The following is a 17,885-nucleotide window of genomic DNA, read 5'->3' on the forward strand; positions in this document are numbered from 1 at the left end:
GCTGACCACCACCGAGACGGTCGTTCGCAATAGAGTGAAGTACAGCCATGGACCTGTTGGAGCGTTCGTCGCTGCTCGACGAGCTGAGCACTGTGCTGGCCGCCACCTCGGCGGCCGGTCACGTCGTCCTGGTCGCAGGTGAGGCCGGGATCGGCAAGTCGGCGCTCGTCAAACAGTTCGCCCACCGGCATGCCGGCGACACGCGGTTCCTGTTCGGCGCGTGCGATCCGCTGCTCACGCCCCGGGCGCTCGGGCCGCTGCACGACCTCGGGCGCGAGGTCGGCGGACGGCTCGCGGCGCTGCTGGGCGCGGGCAGTCCGCGGGAGCAGCTGTTCGCGGCGCTCCTCGACGAACTGGACCAGCGCTCGCAGCGGCAGGTGGTCGTGGTCGAGGACGCGCACTGGGCCGACGAGGCCACGCTCGACCTGCTGACCTTCCTCGGCCGGCGGATGGAGCGCACCCGGTCGCTGCTGGTCGTGACCTACCGGGACGACGAACTGGGGCCCGACCATCCGCTGCGGGCCGTGGTCGGCCGGCTGCCCCGGCAGGCCGTACGACGCCTGGACCTCGAGCCGCTGTCCCCGGCGGCGGTGGCCGAGCTGGCCCGGCGCGCCGGGCGGGTCGCCGACGGGCTCTTCGCGCTCACCGGCGGCAACCCGCTGCTGGTCGCGGAGGTGCTGGCCGCGCCCGACGCCGACGTGCCGCTGACCGTCCGCGACCTCGTCCTGGCCCGGTTCAGCGGCCTGCCGGCCGACGCGCGGGAGGTGGTGCGGCTGGTCTCCGTCGTGCCGACCCGCGCCGAGATGTGGCTGCTGGAAGGCAGCTCGACGGCGGCCGTCGACGCGGCGGTCACGGCCGGGCTGCTGGTCGCCGAGGCCGACACGATCGGGTTCCGGCACGAGCTGCTGCGGCGGGCGGTGGAGGGCTCGCTGTCCGCGATAGGCCGCCGGGAGCTCAACCGGCACGTGCTCGCGGTGCTGATAGCGAGCCCCGGGCGCGGCGTCGACGTCGCCCGGCTGGTGCACCACGCGCGCGAGGCCGGCGACATCGAGGCGGTGCTGCGCTACGGGCCCGAGGCGGCCCGGCAGGCGGCGGCCGTGGCGGCGCACCGGGAGGCGGTCGGGCACTACCGGGCGGTGCTGGCCGGCGCCAACCGGCTGCCCGGGGCGGTACACGCGGACCTCCTGGAGGGGTATTCGATCGAGTGCTACCTGTCCGGGCTGTCCACCGAGGCAGTCACCGCCCGCCGGGCGGCCGTCGACCTCCACGAGGCCGCCGACGACCGGGAGCGCGTCGGCGCCGGCCTGCGCTGGCTCTCCCGGATGCACTGGTGGGACGGCAACCGCCGCGACGCGGAGGCGACCGCCGCCCGCGCCATCGCCGTGCTGGAGACCCTTGAGCCGGGCCACCTCCTGGCGATGGCCTACAGCAACCAGTCCCAGCTGGACATGCTGGCCAACCGGCTGGAGGCGGCGATCCACTGGGCCGAGCGGGCGATCGCGACAGCCCAGCGGCTCGACGATCGGGAGACGCTCACCCACGCGCTGACCAACATCGGCTCGGCCCGGCTCCTCGACGCCGACCCGGCCGGCCGCGCCGACCTGGAGCGGGCGTTCGACGTCGCGGTCGCCGCCGGGCTGGACGACGACGCCGCCCGCGCCCTGTGCAACCTGGGAACGATCAGCGCCGAGATGCGGGACTACCGCCAGGCGCGCGACGACCTGGACCGGGGGCTAGCCTTCGTCCAGGCCCACGAGCTGGCCGGATACGTCCAGCACCTGCTCGGGCGCCGCGCGCAGATGCGACTGGAGCAGGGAGACTGGATCGGCGCCGAGCAGGACGCGCAGGCCGCGCTCGCCGAGCTGGTGGCGGGCGGGGCCCGGATGGTCGACGGCCTCGTGCCGCTCGGGCTGTTGCAGGCGCGCCGGGCCGATCCGGCCGCGGCGGCGACGCTGCAAGAGGCGACCGAGCGCGGGTTCGCGACCGTGGAGCTGCAGTGGACGGCACCCGTGGCGGCGGCCCGCGCCGAGTACGCCTGGCTGCACGGCGACGACGATCGGATCGCCGAGGAGGCCGCACGGGTTTACGAGCAGGCCGTGCGTGCCGCGCACCCGTGGTTCACCGGGGAGCTGGCCTTCTGGCTGCGGTTGGCGGGCGCCCTGCCGGATGCGCCCGAGGTGGTCGCTGAGCCCTACCGGCTGGCGCTAGCCGGTGACTGGCACGCGGCGGCCGGCTGGTGGCGGGAGCACGGCTGCCCGTACCAGCAGGCGTTGATGCTGGCCTGCGGCGACCACGACGAGGCACTGCTGGAGGCGCTGGCGCTGCTGGACGGCCTGGGTGCCCGGCAGGCCGCGCTGCGGGTGCGTCGTGACCTGCGGCGCCGGGGACACCAGCGCATACCCCGTGGTCCGATCCGGGCCACGGCGGCCAACCCCGCCAGCCTCACCGCCCGCCAGATCGAGGTGCTCGAACTCCTGGCCGACGGACTCACCGACGCGGCCATCGCCGCCCGGCTCCTGCTGTCCACCAAGACCGTCGGGCACCACGTCTCGGCCCTGCTGGCGAAGCTCGGCGTCGCGTCGCGCCACGAGGCTGTCGCGGCGGCTCGCTCGCGCGGCCTCCTCGACGCGAAAACTGGGGAGGCCGACGCCCAGAGGTAGGGAGCCGCTCCCGATCCCCGCAGGCCGCGGCGTCCATAGCGTCTTCAGCGACCGACCTCGCTGGGAGGTCGCGACAGGAGGCTCGACATGGACATCGCCACCATCAAGCAACGACAGCAGGCCACCTGGGCCTCGGGTGACTACTCGGCCGTCGGCACCCGGCTCCAGCCAACGGCCGAGCTGCTCTGCGACGCGGTCGACCTTCGGGCCGGCGAGCGCGTCCTCGACGTGGCGTGCGGCAACGGCAACGCCGCCCTGGCCGCCGCGCGCCGGTTCTGCCAGGTCGTCGGCGTCGACTACGTCCCCGCCCTGCTCGACCGGGCCCGCCAGCGCGCCGAGGCCGATGGGCTGGACGTGAGCTTCAAGGAGGCCGACGCCGAGGCCCTGCCGTTCCCCGACGACTCGTTTGACGCAGTGCTGTCGACCTGCGGCGCCATGTTCGCCCCCGACCAGGAGCAGACCGCCGCCGAGCTGCTGAGGGTCTGCCGGCCGGGCGGGCGGATCGGCATGGTCAACTGGACCCCCGACAGCTACGTCGGCGAGCTGTTCCGGACCATCGGCCGCTACGTGCCGCCCCCGCCCGGGCTGCGGCCGCCCGTGCTCTGGGGCGATTCGGACCGGCTGCGCGAGCTCTTCGGCCCCGACGCGACCATCTCGGCGCCGCGGCGCAGCTTCCGGTGGCTGTTCCCGTCGCCCGTGTACCAGGCGGAGTTTTTCACGGCGTTCTACGGCCCGACCAACCGCGCCGCCGCCGCGCTCCCCGCCGACCGCGCCGCCCAGTTCAAGGCCGAGATGGTCGAGGTCGTCAAGCGGTTCAACGAGTCGGGCGACGACACCCTCGTGCTGCGCATGGACTACCTGGAGCCGGTCATCCGCAAGCCGGCCAGTCGCTCGTCCTCGTGAACCCGTTCGAAATCCTGGCCATCGTGTACCACTGACACGGACGCCACCGGCTCGCCGCCGTTCTGCCGCCGCGAGCAACGCTCCAAGCAGCCCGAGTCAGACGTGGGAAGGCGATCACACGGCGCTACGAGAAGGCCGGGGGTCGCCTTCTCGTATGCCCGATCTGCAACGGGAGCTATTTATGAGGGAATTTCCAGATTCCGCCGAACGGCGCTTGTCGCTGCATACATATCTGGAAGCGCGCCGCGGTGTGGCGGGGCTACGCCTTCGTGCTCGTCACCCGCGGCCTCGCGCTCTACGAGCGCACGTACGCCGTCGCGCGAGCAAGGTCCGGGATCGGCCGGCATCGGCCTCCACGGCCGAGCCGGTGACGGGCTGTTGGTCTTGACCTCTGCTGTCACCATCGCCTTGACGAACGATGGGGGGACAGCGGGGCGATGGGCGATTTTCTCGAAGCGATTCTCGAGTTCCCCACCGTCGTGTTCACCTTCCTGCTCGCCGTCGTCATCGTGTACTGGCTGGTCGTCCTGTTCGGTGTGGCCGACCACGACTCGCTTGACGTCGTTGACGTCGGGCTGACCGGGGTGCCGGTCACCGTCGGGGTGTCGGTGCTCGTGCTCGTCGCCTGGTTCGTCAGCCTCGCCGGCGCGACCGTGGTCGACGGGGTGCTGCCGGGCCTCATCGTGCTGGTGGCCGCGCTCGTCGTGGCGTGGCTGGTGGCGCGGCTGCTTGCGGTACCGCTGCGAAGGTTCTTTCCGCCCAACACCAATGACTCGCGTGTGGCCTTTGTGGGGCGCACGTGCGTGATCCGGACCGGCACCGTGACCGCCGATTTCGGGCAGGCCGAGGTGCACGCCGCGGACGGGTCCAGTGCGATCGTGCAGGTGCGCCAGACCGGCGCCGACAAGTTCGCCGCCGGTGATACGGCGGTCATCTACGAATACGACCACATCGGTGAGTTCTTCTGGGTCATTCCCACCCCCGGACAGAGGGAGCTCTCATGACCGTTATCACCACAGGCTTCCTCGTTGTGCTCGGCGTCGCCGTGCTCATCGCGGTCGCGCTGCTGTTTGCCGTCACCCGGCTGTTTCGCAAGATTGAGCAAGGCAAGGCGCTGATCGTCTCGAAGATTCGCAAAGTCGACGTCACGTTCACCGGGGCGATCGTGCTGCCTGTATTGCACAAGGCGGAGATCATGGACATCTCGGTCAAGACGATCGAGATCGAGCGGACCGGGCGCGAAGGGCTCATCTGCCGCGACAACATCCGGGCCGACATCCGGATCACGTTCTTCGTGCGGGTCAACAAGACCGTCGAGGACGTCATCAAGGTGGCGCAGGCGATCGGGACCGTGCGCGCCAGCGATCAGGAGACGCTGCAGGAGTTGTTCAACGCGAAGTTCTCCGAGGCGCTCAAGACGGTCGGCAAGCAGCTGGACTTCGTCGATCTGTACACCAAGCGCGACGAGTTCCGGGACCAGATCGTGCGCGTGATCGGGACCGACCTCAACGGGTACAGCCTTGAGGATGCCGCGATCGACTTCCTCGAGCAGACGCCGCTGAGCAGCCTCGACAGCGCCAACATCCTCGATGCGCAGGGCATCCGGAAGATCACCGAGCTGACCGCGATCGAGCATGTGCGGACCAACGAGTACCGGCGTACCGAAGAAAAGGAAATCAAGCGGCAGGACGTCGACGCGCGGGAGGCGATTCTCGAGCTGGAGCGGCGGCAGGCCGAGGCGGAGATCAAGCAGCAGCGCGAGGTCGCCATCCTGCAGGCGCGCGAGGACGCGGAGACCGCGCGAGTGCGGGCCGAGGAGCGGCTCAAGTCGCAGACCGCCGAGATCCGCACCGACGAGCAGATCGGCGTGCAGCACGAGAACAAGCGGCGAGAGATCGCGGTCGCGGAGAAGAACCGCGAGCGGGTCATCGCGATCGAGTCGGAGCGCATCGAGAAGGACCGGATGCTCGAGGTCATCTCCCGGCAGCGGGAGACCGAACTCACCACGATCGCCAAGGACAAGGAGGTCGAGGCGGAGAAGCGGGCCATCGCCGAGGTCATCCGGGAGCGCATCGCGGTCGAGCGGACCGTCGCCGAGCAGGAGGAGAACATCAAGCGGCTGCGCGTGGTCGAGGAGGCCGAGCGGACCCGCCAGGCGGTGGTCATCCAGGCCGAGGCCGAGGCGCAGGAGAACCTGGTCAAGGGGATCAAGGCGGCCGAGGCGGCCGAGCAGGCGGCGAAGTTCAAGGCGCGCGAGGAGCTGGTGCTCGCCGAGGCGCGGCAGCAGACCGCCGAGCTGGAGGCCCGCGCCAAGATCCGGCTGGCCGAGGGCGTGCAGGCCGAGGCGGCCGCGGCGGGGCTGGCCGACGTGCAGGTCCGCGAGCGCAACGCCGAGGCGATCGAGAAGGTCGGGCGCGCCGAGGCGGCCGTCGAGCGGGAGAAGGCGGTCGCGAACGCCGAGACGATCGAGAAGGCCGGCCTGGCCGAGGCCGCGGTCGAGCGGGAGAAGGGCAACGCGCTCGCCGACGCGCTGCGCGACAAGCTCAAGGGCGAGGCGGAGGGCCTCACCGAGAAGGCCGCCGCGCTGGCCGCGATGGACGCGGCGAGCCGCGGGCACGAGGAGTACCGGCTGCGGCTGGAGACGGAGAAGGAGATCCGCCTCGCCGGCATCGAGGTGCAGCGGCAGGTCGCCGAGCAGCAGGCGCTGGTGCTCGCCGCCGGGCTGGAGAAGGCGAACATCGACATCGTCGGCGGCGACACCGTCTTCTTCGACAAGCTGCTCGGCTCGATCACCCTGGGCAAGAGCGTCGACGGCTTCGTGCAGCACTCCGACGTCGTGCAGACCGTCGGCGCCTCCTACCTGAACGGCAACGGCGACCTGGCCGGCGACCTCGGGCGGCTGATCGGCTCGATGAGCACCGCCGACGTCTCCAACCTGACGCTGTCGGCCTTCCTCGTCCAGCAGATCCAGCGCGGCGGCGCCGACCGGGACAAGCTGCGTGAGCTGCTCGAGGCGGCCAACCAGCTCGGCATCGCCGACCGGCCGGTCGCGGCCCTGGCGGCGGCCGCGCGGTGACCGTCGACACGGTGGCCCCTGCCGCGGCGAGCCTGGACGCCGGCACCTACGAGGTGCTGCGCGACCGGCTCGCCGGGCAGGCGGCCGAGCTGACCCGCCGGGCCGAGGCCCTCAACGCGCGGCGGACCGAGGTGTTCGGCGGCGCCGAGCTGCGCCTGCTCGGCACCGAGCGCATCCGCACGGAGCACAACTGCGTCCCGCGCGACATCGTGTCCATCGGCGGGCTGATGCTGTTCGGGTACAACGTCTTCATCGGCCTCAAGCCGGAGACGACCGTCGACGACGTCTTCTCCCTGCACCGGTTCAGCCGGGAGGGCGACGCGTTCCGGTTCGACGAGCCGGCCTCCAGCGCCCTGCTGCGCGACCCGCAGCTCATCCGCGACTTCGGCGAGGTGTACAAGTACTACCGCGACACCCGCCTGCTGCAGCTGCGCAAGCTCGACGGGAAGCTGCTCGCCGTCTTCCAGACCGGTCCGCGCACCGACGACATCAAGGTGCTGCGCTGGACGGTCGGCCCGGCCGGCGACGTGTCCTATGTGGACAACCGCGGGGAGCGGGACCACGTCTTCCCGCCGCCGCACGACTTCGAGTGGACCCCGGTCGGCCGGGAGCACCACGTCCTCGGCCGGCACCCGCACATCTCCATCGAGGACGTCGTGTTCGTCGAGACCGTCGGCGGCGACCTCACCGTCAAGGTCGAGAACAACACCGAGACGGGCGAGGGGGTGTACAGCGAGCCGGTCGACGAACCGCTGCAGAGCCTCGCCGACGCCGACGTCAGCTACGCCCGCGTCGGGCCGTTGGTGCTGCTGCGCATCCGGCCGTACAAGGAAACCGTCTTCCGCTTTTTGGTTTTCAACACCCGGACGAAGGCGGTCGTGCGGCTCGATGCCATCGGCCAGGGCTGCCAGCGGCTGCCGGAGGACCAGGGCCTGATCTTCCCGGGCGGCTACTACCTGGCCACCGGCGTCGCGCGGACGTTCGACACCGACGTGGCGGACCTCGAGTTCGAACGCGTCATCCGCTCCACCAACGGCGAGGACGTCCTGTACGTCTACCACGCCCGCGCCGACGGCCGGTCCCTGCTGCTGCCGTACAACGTCATCCGCAAGGCCGTCGACAACCCGCTGGTCTGCCACGGGTACTCCCTGTTCGACGACGGCACGCTCGTGGTCTTCCGCGCCGTGTCCGACGAGCCGACCCGCGTCCACACCATGCAGGTGTGGCAGACGCCGTACCTGTCCGACACCTACGCCGCGGCCCAGCCGATCGGCACCGGGCCGCTGGACCGGGTGGGCAACGCCGACCTGGTCCGCGGCATCTCCGACTGCCTGTCGGTGGCCCGCATGGTCGCCGAGATGGCGCCGGCCGCGGCGGTCTTCGAGGCGATCATCGCCGCGTGCGTCCGCGCGTTCGACCACTACCACTGGCTCGGCGAGGCCGAGCTCGGCGACCTGCGCGGCCCGCTGAGCGACCTGCGCAACACCGCCGAGCAGGTGCTCGCCGAGTTCGAACGGGTCCAGGCGCTGACCGAGCAGGCGGCCACCGCCGTCGACGAGGCCGCCGGGCGGGTCGAGTCGCTCATCCGCCGCTCCCAGGGCGAGTCGCCGGTCGACACCGACGCCTGGGTGCGCCGCCTCGCCGAGCTCCGCCACGCGCAGGGGTCCCTCGTCCCGCTGCGCGAGCTGCGCTACGCCGACATCGACCGGATCGGCTCCCTCGAGACGCGCCTCGGCGACGAGCTCGTCGCGGCCGCCAACCGGGCGCTGACGTACCTGCAGCGCGAGGACGCCTTCGCCGGCTACCACGCCGACGTCGAGCGCCTCGTCGCCGACGCCGAGGCCATCCGTACCGTGGCCGAGGCCGCCCCGGTCGGCGAACGGCTGGCCGCCCAGGCGGACGCGCTGCAGGTCGTCACCGAGGTCGTCGGCTCGCTCGAGATCGCCGACGCGACCGTCCGCGTCGGCATCCTGACCCGGATCGGCGAGGTGCTCGGCGGCGTCAACCGCGCCCGGGCCACCCTCGACGCCCGCCGCCGCGAGCTGCTCGCCGTCGAGGGGCGGGCCGAGTTCGCGGCCGAGTTCGCGCTGCTCGGCCAGGCGATCACCGGCGCCCTCGCCGTCGCCGACAGCCCGGAGCGGTGCGACGAGCAGCTGGGCCGGCTCATGCTGCAGCTGGAGAACCTCGAGACCCGCTTCGGCGAGTTCGACGACTTCCTCGCCCAGCTCGGCGACAAGCGCACGGACGTCTACGAGGCGTTCTCGTCCCGCAAGCAGGCGCTGCTCGACGAGCGGGCCCGCCGCGCCGACCGGCTCGTCGAGTCCGCGGAGCGGATCCTCGCCAGCATCGGGCGCCGGGTCGCCACCATGACCACGCCCGACGACGTCAACACCTACTTCGCCTCCGACCCGATGGTCGCGAAGCTGCGCGCCGTCGCCGCGGACCTGCGCGAGCTGGGCGACCAGGTCCGCGCCGAGGAGCTTGCCGGCCGGATCCACGCGGCCCGGCTCGAGGCCGGCCGGATGCTGCGCGACCGGCTCGACCTGTTCGGCGGCTCGGCCGACGTCATCCGCCTCGGCCGGCACCAGTTCGCCGTCAACACCCAGGCGATCGACCTCACGCTCGTCCCGCACGGCGACTCGCTGGCGTTCACCGTGACCGCGACCGACTACCGGGCGCCGGTCGACGATCCGGTCATCGCCGCGGCGCGCCCGTTCTGGGGACAGCTGCTCGTGTCCGAGACGCCCGAGGTGTACCGCGGGGAGCACCTCGCCTGCCTCGCGCTCTCGACCGGGGCGAGCGATGTGCAGCGACTCGCCGAGGAACGGTACGACGAGGGCTACGAGCGGGGCGTGCACGACCACGACGCGGCGCTCATCCTCGAGACGCTGCAACATTTGCAGGCCGGCGCCGGCCTGCTGCGCTACCCGCCGGCCGACCGGGCCGCGGCGCAGCTGTTCTGGGCCTTCGGCGCGCGCGACGCGGACAAGGCGGCCTGGACCCGGCGCGCGCAGTCCCTCGCGCGGGCCCGGGCCGCGTTCGGCCCGTCCGACGCCGTGGCGCAGCTGTGCGCCGAGCTCCAGGCGGCGATCGGGTCCTCCGGCCCGGCCGGCGAGTACCTGTTCGAGGAGCTGGCCGGCGCGCCGTCCGGGTTCGTCACCAGTGCCGGCGCGCGGGCGCTCGTCGACCGGTTCTGGCGCACCCTGGGCGCCCCCGCGGCCCGGGAGGTCGCGGAGGACCTGCGCGCGCTCGACGGGGACCTCGACGCCCGCCGGCAGCTCGTCCACGCGTGGCTGTCGTCCTTCGCCGGGACCGTCGCCGACCTGGACGAGGCGGTGGCGATCGTGCTCTGCGGCGACGACCTGCCGCGGTACGACTCGTCGGCCGCACTCACCGCGACCGTGGAGGGTCTGCTCGGCACCCATCCGCGCATCGCCGGGCGGCGCATGGAGATCCGCCTCGACGAGATCCTCGCCCGCACCCGGCAGTTCCGGCTCGAACGGGTGCCGGCGTTCCGCGAGTACCAGCGCCACCGCACCGAGCTGGCCACGCGCGAACGGGAGCGGCTGCGCCTGGACGAGTACAAGCCGAAGGTGATGAGCGCGTTCGTGCGCAACCGGCTGCTCGACGAGGTGTACCTGCCGCTCATCGGCGACAACCTGGCCCGCCAGCTGGCCGGCTCCGGTCTGCTCCTGCTCATTTCGCCGCCCGGGTACGGCAAGACGACGCTGATGGAGTACGTCGCCAGCCGCCTCGGCCTGGTGTTCGTCAAGGTCAACGGCCCCTCGCTCGGGCACCTGGTGACCTCGGTCGACCCGGCGGAGGCGCCGAACGCGACCGCCCGCCAGGAGGTCGAGAAGATCAACTTCGCCCTCGAGATGGGCAACAACGTCCTGCTGTACCTCGACGACATCCAGCACACGTCGCCGGAGCTGCTGCAGAAGTTCATCTCCCTGTGCGACGCCCAGCGCCGCATGGAGGGCGTCTGGAACGGCCGGACCCGCACGTACGACCTGCGCGGCAAGCGGTTCGCCGTGTGCATGGCCGGCAACCCGTACACCGAGTCGGGGCAGCGCTTCCGGATCCCCGACATGCTGGCCAACCGCGCCGACGTCTGGAACCTCGGCGACGTGCTGACCGGCAGGGACGAGCTGTTCGCGCTCAGCTACATCGAGAACGCGCTGACCGCCAACGCCGTGCTCGCCCCGCTGTCCACCCGCGACCGCGGCGACGTGGAGCTGCTCGTCCGGCTGGCCCGCGGCGACGACACCGTGCGACCCGACCAGCTCGCCCACCCGTACTCGCCGGTCGAGGTCGATCAGATGGTTTCGGTACTGCGCAAGCTGCTGCGGGTACAGGAGGTGGTCCTGGCCAACAACCGCGCGTACATCGCCTCCGCCGCGCAGGCCGACGCGTCGCGCACCGAGCCGCCGTTCCTGCTGCAGGGCTCGTACCGCAACATGAACAAGCTCGCCGAGCGGGTCGTTCCGGTCATGAACGACGCCGAGCTGGAGGCCGCGATCGACGACCACTACGTCGGCGAGGCGCAGACGCTCACCAGCGGCGCCGAGGCGAACCTGCTCAAGCTGGCCGAGCTGCGCGGCCGCCTGACGCCCGAGCAGGCGGAGCGATGGGCGGAGATCAAGGCCGCGTACCTGCGGGCGCGGGCGCTCGGCGGCGCCGAGGACGACCCGATGAGCCGCGCCGTCGGCGCGGTCGGGCTGCTCGCGGACCGCGTGGGCGCGGTGGAGGCGGCCATCGACCGCGCGGCCAAGTGGCGAGGCTGAGGAAGGCTATGTGGATGCCGTCGGCATTGCCCGGCGGGGGAGTCACCGCCGGGCAATGCCGACGGGGTGGGGCCGTTCGCGGCGGCCGCGACGTAGCGTTGCCAGTGGGTACCGCCGTTGTTGGCTCTCTTGCACTCAGGTACGCCGGAGAGGAGGCCACTATGGCCTTCGAGAAGATCAAGGATTCCGCCAAGCGCGGCCTGGCGACGAGCCGGGCGCGAGTGGACGAGACCCGAGCCCAGCGGCAGCGCGACAAGCTGCTGCACGATCTCGGCAGAACCAGCTACGCCGAACACACCGGCCATGCGACACAAGAGGCCGTGGCCGGCAAGCTCCGCGCGCTGGATGAGTTTGAGCAGACGCTTCGCGAGAAGCGGGAGCAGCAGGCGAGAGACATCATGCACCGGGGAGCCGAGTGCGTCGACGAGGGCGAGACCGTCGCGACCGCCGCGCGGAAGATGCGCGACCTCGGCGTCGGCTCCCTGCCGATCTGCGGCGCGGACGACCGGCTGCACGGCGTCATCACCGACCGCGACATCGTCGTGAACTGCATCGCCGAGGGCCAGGAGCCCAGCCAGGTCAAGGTGCGTGACCTCACCCGGGGTGAGCTGGTCTGGGTCGACGCCGGCGACAACGTCAACGAGGTGCTGCGCCGGATGGAGGCCCACCAGATCAAGCGGCTGCCGGTCATCGAGAACCACCGCCTGGTCGGCATGATCAGCGAGTCCGACCTGGCCCGCAACATCGACGAACATCGCCTCAGCGAGTTCGTGGAGAAGGTCTACGCGACATCCTGACCCCCTCAGTATCCGGAGGCACAGGTGACGATTGCTGTGTCCAGCCCGGTGTTCAACGAGGGCGACCAGATCCCTCGGCGCTTCACGGGCGACGGCGTCGACGTGTCACCGCCGCTCAGCTTCACCGGACTGCCCGAGCAGACCGCTGAGCTGGCCGTGCTCGTCGAGGACCCGGACGCCCCCAGCGGTACCTTCACGCACTGGGTCATGTGGGGCATCGGTCCTGACCAGTCGAGCCTGGGTGAGGGCGAGGTGCCGACCGGCGCCGCGCAGGGCAAGAACGACTTCGGCCGGCGGTCGTACGGCGGGCCGTACCCGCCCCGTGGCCGTTCGCATCGGTACATCTTCGAGATCCTCGCCCTGTCCGAACCGCTCCGCCTGGCCGCGGGAGCGTCCGCGGCCGACCTGCGGCGGGCGGCGGCGGGGAAGGTGCTGGCCTCGGGCCGCCTCACCGGCCGCTATCAGCGACGCTGAACCCAAATCGATCCGATCGGCAAGCCGCTGGGCCGGCCGCCCGGCGGCTTGCCGTACAACCTCGTGCGCCGGGTCAGTCCCGGCCGCTGCCGCCGCCGGAGGCCGGCAGGTTCGCCGCGAGCTCGTCGACCGGGGCGAGCATCGCCGTGTACGCAGTGCTGCTGAGCGTGCCGTCCCGGTGCAGCTGGTCGAGCCGGTTGCGCAGGCTCGCCAGTTCCACGGCGGCGCGGTCGGTGTTGCCGCGCTGGAGGTCGCGGGCGAAGCTGTCGAGCCGGCGGTTCAGCTCGCGCGTGGTACCGCTGTCCAGGCCACCGTCACCGGCCTGCGCCTGCAGGGCGGCGCGGATCGCGGCCAGCGTCGCCCCGGTCGGGTCGCTCGGAACGTCACTCGGTGTGTCACTCGGTTCGGCACTCGGCGTATCGCTCGGTGTGTCACTCGGCGCCGCGCTCGAAATGTCCGCGGACGGCAGGGACTGGGTCGTGTCCGCGGTGGTGGGCGCCGCGGCCGGGTGGTCGGACCGGCCCGGAAGGGTCCCGAGCGCGAATACGACGGCGGCGACGGCGGTCGCGCCGAGCGCCGCCAACGCGATCCAGGCCGAGCGGCCCCGGCGTCGGGCGGCCGGCGCGGGTGACTCGTCGAGCACGGGCATGCTGCGCGTTGCCGGCCGCACAGCGGCGCGGCCGCGGATCGCGGGCACGGCCGGTCCGGCGGCGGTTGCCAGCACGGCCGTTGCGGTCCTGCCGGCCCCGCCGGCCAGCGCCGCGCGGACCTGAGCCGCGCTCGCCGGCCGGTCCGCCGGGCGCTTGGCCAGCAGCGCGCCGACCAGCCCGGCGAGCTGCGGCGGCAGGCCGGGCCGCAGGACCGCCACCGGTACCGGTGGCTGATGCACCTGCTGCCAGGCCGTCTGCACCGGCGAGTCCGCGACGAACGGCGGGCGGCCGGTGAGCATCGCGTACAGCACGCAGCCCAGCGCGTACAGATCGCTCCGGGCGTCCGCGGGCTCGCCGAGGACCTGCTCCGGCGCCATGTACGAGCTGGTGCCGATCACGGTGGCGGGGGCGGTCAGCGCGGTCAGCGCCCGGTCGGTGACGCGGGCGATGCCGAAGTCGCAGACCTTCACCTGGCCCTCGTCGCCGATGAGGATGTTGGCCGGCTTCACGTCCCGGTGGATCACGCCGGCGTCGTGCGCGGCCGCCAGGGCGTCGCACACCTGCTCGGCGATGTGCACCGCGCGCCGCGGATCCAGCGGGCCCGCGGCCAGCTCGTCGGCGAGGCTGTGCCCCTGGATCAGCTCCATCACGAGGTACGGCGTGCCGTCGTCGACCCCCACGTCGTACACGGCCACGATGTTCGGGTGTGACAGCCGCGCGGCGGTGTGCGCCTCGCGTTCGAACCGCTCCGGCAGCGACGGATCGGCGACGCCCTCGGCGTGCAGCATCTTCACGGCCACGGACCGGCCCAGGCGCCCGTCGACGGCCAGCCATACCTCGGCCATGCCGCCCCGGCCGATGACCGATCGCAGTTCGTACCGGCCGCTCAACAGACGCCCCACCACGGTGCTCAACTCTGGCATAACCACGCAACTCACCCCACAGGGCCGTCGCGCTACGTCATGGTGGCCAACCGCTCGGTGTCCTCCTGCCTTTGTTCGAGCTGATAGTTGACGCTGACTAGTTGGTAGTGAATAGTTAGAGTTGACCACAACGAAGGGACCCTGTCATGAACGAGGCGCAGACCACCGGCCCGGTCCGGATCGCCGCGAACCACGCGGTGACGAAGCGGGTGGGCAACTGGACCACCGAACGACGCTTCCAGGTACGGGCGCACCGCGGTGTCGCGGTCCTGGACCTGCGCTCGCCCCACATCCCGGCCGGCGACATCCAGATCGAGATCGACCTCGACCACGCCACGACGAAGCTGCTGGTCGACGACGACGCCGTCATCGAGGACTGGGACCTGCGGCGCACCGGTCGCGGCCGGGTCAAGGACGCCGAGGCCCCGAAGGCCGCCGGCGGGCGGCGCATCGTCCTCACCGGCGACCTGCGCCACAGCGAGGTGCGCGTTCACCGGGGCGGCATCGCCGTGCTGTCGGCCATGTTCTCCCGCGAATTCCTGATCGACCTGCGCCAGGCTCACAAGCAGGGCCGGCCCCCGACGGTCGCCGATCCGGCGCACAGTTGATTGATGACATGTGTCATGCAATATGCGGGACAAACCGTAGCGTGACGACAAGCGGGTCCATGGGATCGTTGAAACTGTGGACGTCGTAGAGCAACAGGTCCGGCTGCGCCCGCCGCTGCATCGGGTCAGCCCGCGCGCGGTGTGGTACTGGACCGCGAAGGCCGCGGTGCTGTGGGTGGTGCTCGCCGTGCCCCAGGTGATCTGGTTGATCAGCGACGACGGGTCGATCGCACCGCACGTTGCCGTCGCCGTGGCCTGGGTGCTGCTCGCCGCCGCGCACCTGGCGATCATGCCGCGGTGGCGCTACCGGGTACACCGGTGGGAGGCGACCGACACCGCCGTCTACACCCAGACCGGCTGGATCAGTGTCGAGCGGCGAATCGCGCCGATCTCCCGGGTCCAGACGGTCGACAGCGAACGCGGCCCGATCGAGCAGCTCTTCCGTCTCGCCAACGTCACGGTCACCACGGCGTCCGCCGCCGGGCCGATCAAGATCCATGGGCTGGCGTCGGCCGACGCCGACCGGCTCGTCGCCGACCTGACGACCCGCGTCGCCCAGAGCACGGGTGATGCCACGTGACCACCGTCGACACGATCGCCACCACCACGCAGACCAGCCTCGACGGCCGGGAGGGCTGGCGCCGGCTGAGCCCGCGGATGCTGCTGATCCATCCGGTGCAGGAGGTCATCCGCCTGCTGCCGGCGTTCCTCGGGCTGGTCGTCGCCAGCCTGCAGGGCGGCCGGCACGGCTACTGGGGCCTGCTCGCCGGTGGCGTCGCCGTGGCGCTGGGCATCCTGCGGTACTTCACCACCTCGTACCGGATCACCGTGACCCACGTGCAGGTGCGCCGCGGCTTCTTCCGCCGCCGGGTGCTGACCGTGCCGCGCGACCGGGTGCGCACCGTCGACGTCAGCGCGCACCTGCTGCACCGGCTGCTCGGGCTGGCCCGGGTGACCATCGGCACCGGCCAGACCGACAAGCGCAACGACGGCGTCAAGCTCGACGGCGTCGGCGCCGCCGAGGCCGAGAATCTGCACCGCGAGCTGCTGCACCGCTCAGAGATTCCAGGTGTACCGGAGGCAGCACCCGTCGTCGACGCCAACCCGGAGACGGAGCTGGTCCGGCTGGACCCCGCGTGGGTGCGCTACGGACCGTTCACGCTGTCGGGGCTGGTCACGGTCGGCGTACTGCTGGCCTTCGGGCAGCGCTTCGTCAACGAGGGCCACGTCAACCTGAGCAAGATCGGGTTCGTACGCCGCTCCGTGGACCAGCTGTTGTCGATCTCGCTGCCGCTGGCGATTCTCGAGGTACTCGCCGCCGCCGTGGTCTTCGTGGCGATCGCCTCCACGGTCGGCTACGTGCTCGCGTTCTGGGGCTTCCGGCTCACCCGCCACCGGAGCGGCACCCTGCACGTCCGGCGCGGCCTGATCACCACCCGGTCCACCACCATCGAGGAGCGCCGGCTGCGCGGCGTGGAAGTCAGCGAACCTCTGCTGCTGCGCACGGTACGGGGCGCCCGCGTGCTGGGCATCGCCACCGGCCTGCGGGTCGGCCGCGGGGCCGAGCGGGGCGGCTCGCTGCTGCTGCCGCCCGCCCCGCGCACGGAGGCGGCCCGGGTCGCCGCGCTGGTACTCGGAGACCCGGCCGCGATCACCGCGCCGCTCACCCCACACGGCCCACGGGCGCGGCGCCGCCGGTACAACCGGGCCCTGCTGGCCGCCGCGATGATCATCGTGGCCTGCGCGCTGCTCGGTTGGTCCGGCCGGTTCCCGTGGTGGCCGGCGGCGGCATCGCTGTCGCTGCTGCCGATCGCCGCGCTGCTGGCCACCGACCGCTCCGCGAGCCTCGGCCACACGATCGCGGACGGCTCCCTGATCAGCCGCTACGGCAGCGTGGTGCGCCGTCGGATCGCCCTGCGCACCGACGCCATCATCGGCTGGAACATCCGCGAGACGTTCTTCCAGCGCCGGGCCGGCCTCGCCACCCTGGTCGCGACCACCGCCGGCGGCAACCAGAGCTACCCGGTCATCGACGTGCCCGCCGAGGAGGCGCTGCGGCTGGCCCGCGCCGCCGTCCCGGGCCTGCTCGAGCAGTTCCTGGAGGCCCCGGCCGGCGTCCAGCTCACGCGGGGGCCTTCAGCCGGTCGGCCAAACGATCGAGCCCGCCCTTGATCATGTTTCCGTACCCGTCGTCGGCGAGGGAGCCCGCCGCGGCTCGCCCCTGCGCCAAATGTTCGCGCGCCCGGTCGAAGTCGCCGAGCTTCCGGTAGGCCTCGCCGAGGTTCAGGTGGAGCGACGGATAGAAGCCCCGCACCGAGCCGGCAACCCCGGCTTCCTGCGCTCGCTCCTCGCTCACGGAGTCCGCGGCCTCGAGGGCCCGCAGGTCCCACGCCAACTCCTCGCGGACGTCGTCTTGAAGGTCGGCCAGATGGTGCGCCAGCGCGCAGCGGTGCAGCGGGTCCCCGTCCGGGCCGATCTCATCCCACAGCTGCGTGAGCAGCCCGCGCGCGGCGTCGCGCTCACCGCCCTGGCTCAGCGCGATGCCTTCGCCGATCCGAGCCATCATCGCGTCCGGCTGCGACACAAACGCCCCCTCATCATTCGAGATTTCGGCCGCCCGTTGTAAAGGTGTACAGGTCGGCGCGATAGGAGCACACGCCGCCCTCAAAAGTGTGGACCTCGAGCATCGAGACGCCGCGGCCGCAGCCGATCTGCTCGGCCTCGTCCAGGCTCATGGGGCGGGCCGTGACCGTGGCGTTCGGCGGGAGCTCGACGACGATCCGCGTCAGCCTTGGGCGGATCGACGACAGGAACCCGCGGCGCGACACGACGTGCCCCTCGTACGTCAGGATGGCCATCGCATCGCGGACCGTGTCGCGGCTGCAGCCGAAGCGCTTGGCGAGGTCGGCCTCGCTGGGCAGGCGGGCACCCGGCGCATACTCGCCGTCGAGGATTTGCCTGCGCAACGTCCGTGCGACCTCGCGAAAACCCGCCATGCGCCGATGGT

At 71.9% G+C, this 17,885-nt stretch carries 13 protein-coding genes; 10 read left to right on the forward strand and 3 right to left on the reverse strand.

The features are described 5' to 3' along the window. Positions 1 to 47: 47 nt before the first annotated feature. The 7 genes from ACQEVU_RS52810 to ACQEVU_RS52840 all read left to right on the forward strand — a co-directional run bounded on the left by ACQEVU_RS52810 (position 48) and on the right by ACQEVU_RS52840 (position 12,697). Complete coding sequence (locus tag ACQEVU_RS52810) at positions 48 to 2,660, forward strand: ATP-binding protein (protein WP_433338391.1); 2,613 nt, start codon at positions 48 to 50, stop codon at positions 2,658 to 2,660. Between the two features lie 87 nt (positions 2,661 to 2,747). Next, positions 2,748 to 3,563 carry a class I SAM-dependent methyltransferase gene (locus ACQEVU_RS52815; protein WP_433338393.1) on the forward strand — a complete coding sequence of 272 codons (816 nt, stop codon included), beginning with the start codon at positions 2,748 to 2,750 and terminating at the stop codon, positions 3,561 to 3,563. Between the two features lie 437 nt (positions 3,564 to 4,000). Then, positions 4,001 to 4,567: a hypothetical protein gene (locus ACQEVU_RS52820; RefSeq protein WP_433338395.1), complete on the forward strand. Its 567-nt coding sequence runs from the start codon at positions 4,001 to 4,003 to the stop codon at positions 4,565 to 4,567. Next, positions 4,564 to 6,639 carry a flotillin family protein gene (locus ACQEVU_RS52825; RefSeq protein ID WP_433338397.1) on the forward strand — a complete coding sequence of 692 codons (2,076 nt, stop codon included), beginning with the start codon at positions 4,564 to 4,566 and terminating at the stop codon, positions 6,637 to 6,639. Before ACQEVU_RS52820 ends, ACQEVU_RS52825 begins: the two co-directional genes overlap by 4 nt. Positions 6,640 to 6,650: 11 nt before the next feature. Then, positions 6,651 to 11,426: a DNA repair ATPase gene (locus ACQEVU_RS52830; protein WP_433338399.1), complete on the forward strand. Its 4,776-nt coding sequence runs from the start codon at positions 6,651 to 6,653 to the stop codon at positions 11,424 to 11,426. Positions 11,427 to 11,587: 161 nt separating this feature from the next. After that, positions 11,588 to 12,223, forward strand: a complete 636-nt coding sequence (locus tag ACQEVU_RS52835; protein ID WP_433338401.1) for a CBS domain-containing protein — start codon at positions 11,588 to 11,590, stop codon at positions 12,221 to 12,223. 24 nt (positions 12,224 to 12,247) lie between these two features. Further along, a complete protein-coding gene (locus ACQEVU_RS52840; RefSeq protein ID WP_433338403.1) occupies positions 12,248 to 12,697 on the forward strand; it encodes a YbhB/YbcL family Raf kinase inhibitor-like protein in 450 nt (149 codons plus the stop codon). Between the two features lie 73 nt (positions 12,698 to 12,770). Here the strand turns inward: ACQEVU_RS52840 and ACQEVU_RS52845 are convergent, their stop codons facing one another. After that, a complete protein-coding gene (locus ACQEVU_RS52845) occupies positions 12,771 to 14,252 on the reverse strand; it encodes a protein kinase domain-containing protein (RefSeq protein WP_433338405.1) in 1,482 nt (493 codons plus the stop codon). Between the two features lie 164 nt (positions 14,253 to 14,416). On the opposite strand from ACQEVU_RS52845, the gene ACQEVU_RS52850 reads away from it, so the two are divergent. From ACQEVU_RS52850 to ACQEVU_RS52860, 3 genes are all read left to right on the forward strand, one after another. Then, positions 14,417 to 14,878 (forward strand): hypothetical protein, encoded by a 462-nt coding sequence (locus tag ACQEVU_RS52850; RefSeq protein ID WP_433338407.1) that lies wholly within the window; start codon positions 14,417 to 14,419, stop codon positions 14,876 to 14,878. Positions 14,879 to 14,954: 76 nt separating this feature from the next. Beyond that, positions 14,955 to 15,458 (forward strand): PH domain-containing protein, encoded by a 504-nt coding sequence (locus ACQEVU_RS52855; RefSeq protein WP_433338409.1) that lies wholly within the window; start codon positions 14,955 to 14,957, stop codon positions 15,456 to 15,458. Next, positions 15,455 to 17,050: a PH domain-containing protein gene (locus ACQEVU_RS52860; protein WP_433338411.1), complete on the forward strand. Its 1,596-nt coding sequence runs from the start codon at positions 15,455 to 15,457 to the stop codon at positions 17,048 to 17,050. The genes ACQEVU_RS52855 and ACQEVU_RS52860 overlap by 4 nt, the downstream gene beginning before the upstream one ends. Here the strand turns inward: ACQEVU_RS52860 and ACQEVU_RS52865 are convergent. Together ACQEVU_RS52865 and ACQEVU_RS52870 are read right to left on the reverse strand one after the other, a co-directional pair. After that, entirely contained in the window at positions 17,001 to 17,462 is a 462-nt protein-coding gene (locus ACQEVU_RS52865) for a hypothetical protein (RefSeq protein ID WP_433338413.1), read from the reverse strand. The genes ACQEVU_RS52860 and ACQEVU_RS52865 overlap by 50 nt on opposite strands. 13 nt (positions 17,463 to 17,475) lie before the next feature. Next, entirely contained in the window at positions 17,476 to 17,874 is a 399-nt protein-coding gene (locus ACQEVU_RS52870; protein ID WP_433338415.1) for a GntR family transcriptional regulator, read from the reverse strand. Positions 17,875 to 17,885: the final 11 nt, after the last annotated feature.

It is taken from the genome of Dactylosporangium sp. CA-139066, assembly GCF_050936175.1.
Taxonomy (GTDB): domain Bacteria; phylum Actinomycetota; class Actinomycetes; order Mycobacteriales; family Micromonosporaceae; genus Dactylosporangium.

Coding starts and splice junctions, on each gene's coding strand:
- ACQEVU_RS52810 (WP_433338391.1), top strand. CDS start 48: ATGGACCTGTTGGAGCGTTCGTCGCTGCTCGACGAGCTGAGCACTGTG.
- ACQEVU_RS52815 (WP_433338393.1), top strand. CDS start 2,748: ATGGACATCGCCACCATCAAGCAACGACAGCAGGCCACCTGGGCCTCG.
- ACQEVU_RS52820 (WP_433338395.1), top strand. CDS start 4,001: ATGGGCGATTTTCTCGAAGCGATTCTCGAGTTCCCCACCGTCGTGTTC.
- ACQEVU_RS52825 (WP_433338397.1), top strand. CDS start 4,564: ATGACCGTTATCACCACAGGCTTCCTCGTTGTGCTCGGCGTCGCCGTG.
- ACQEVU_RS52835 (WP_433338401.1), top strand. CDS start 11,588: ATGGCCTTCGAGAAGATCAAGGATTCCGCCAAGCGCGGCCTGGCGACG.
- ACQEVU_RS52850 (WP_433338407.1), top strand. CDS start 14,417: ATGAACGAGGCGCAGACCACCGGCCCGGTCCGGATCGCCGCGAACCAC.
- ACQEVU_RS52870 (WP_433338415.1), bottom strand. CDS start 17,874: ATGGCGGGTTTTCGCGAGGTCGCACGGACGTTGCGCAGGCAAATCCTC.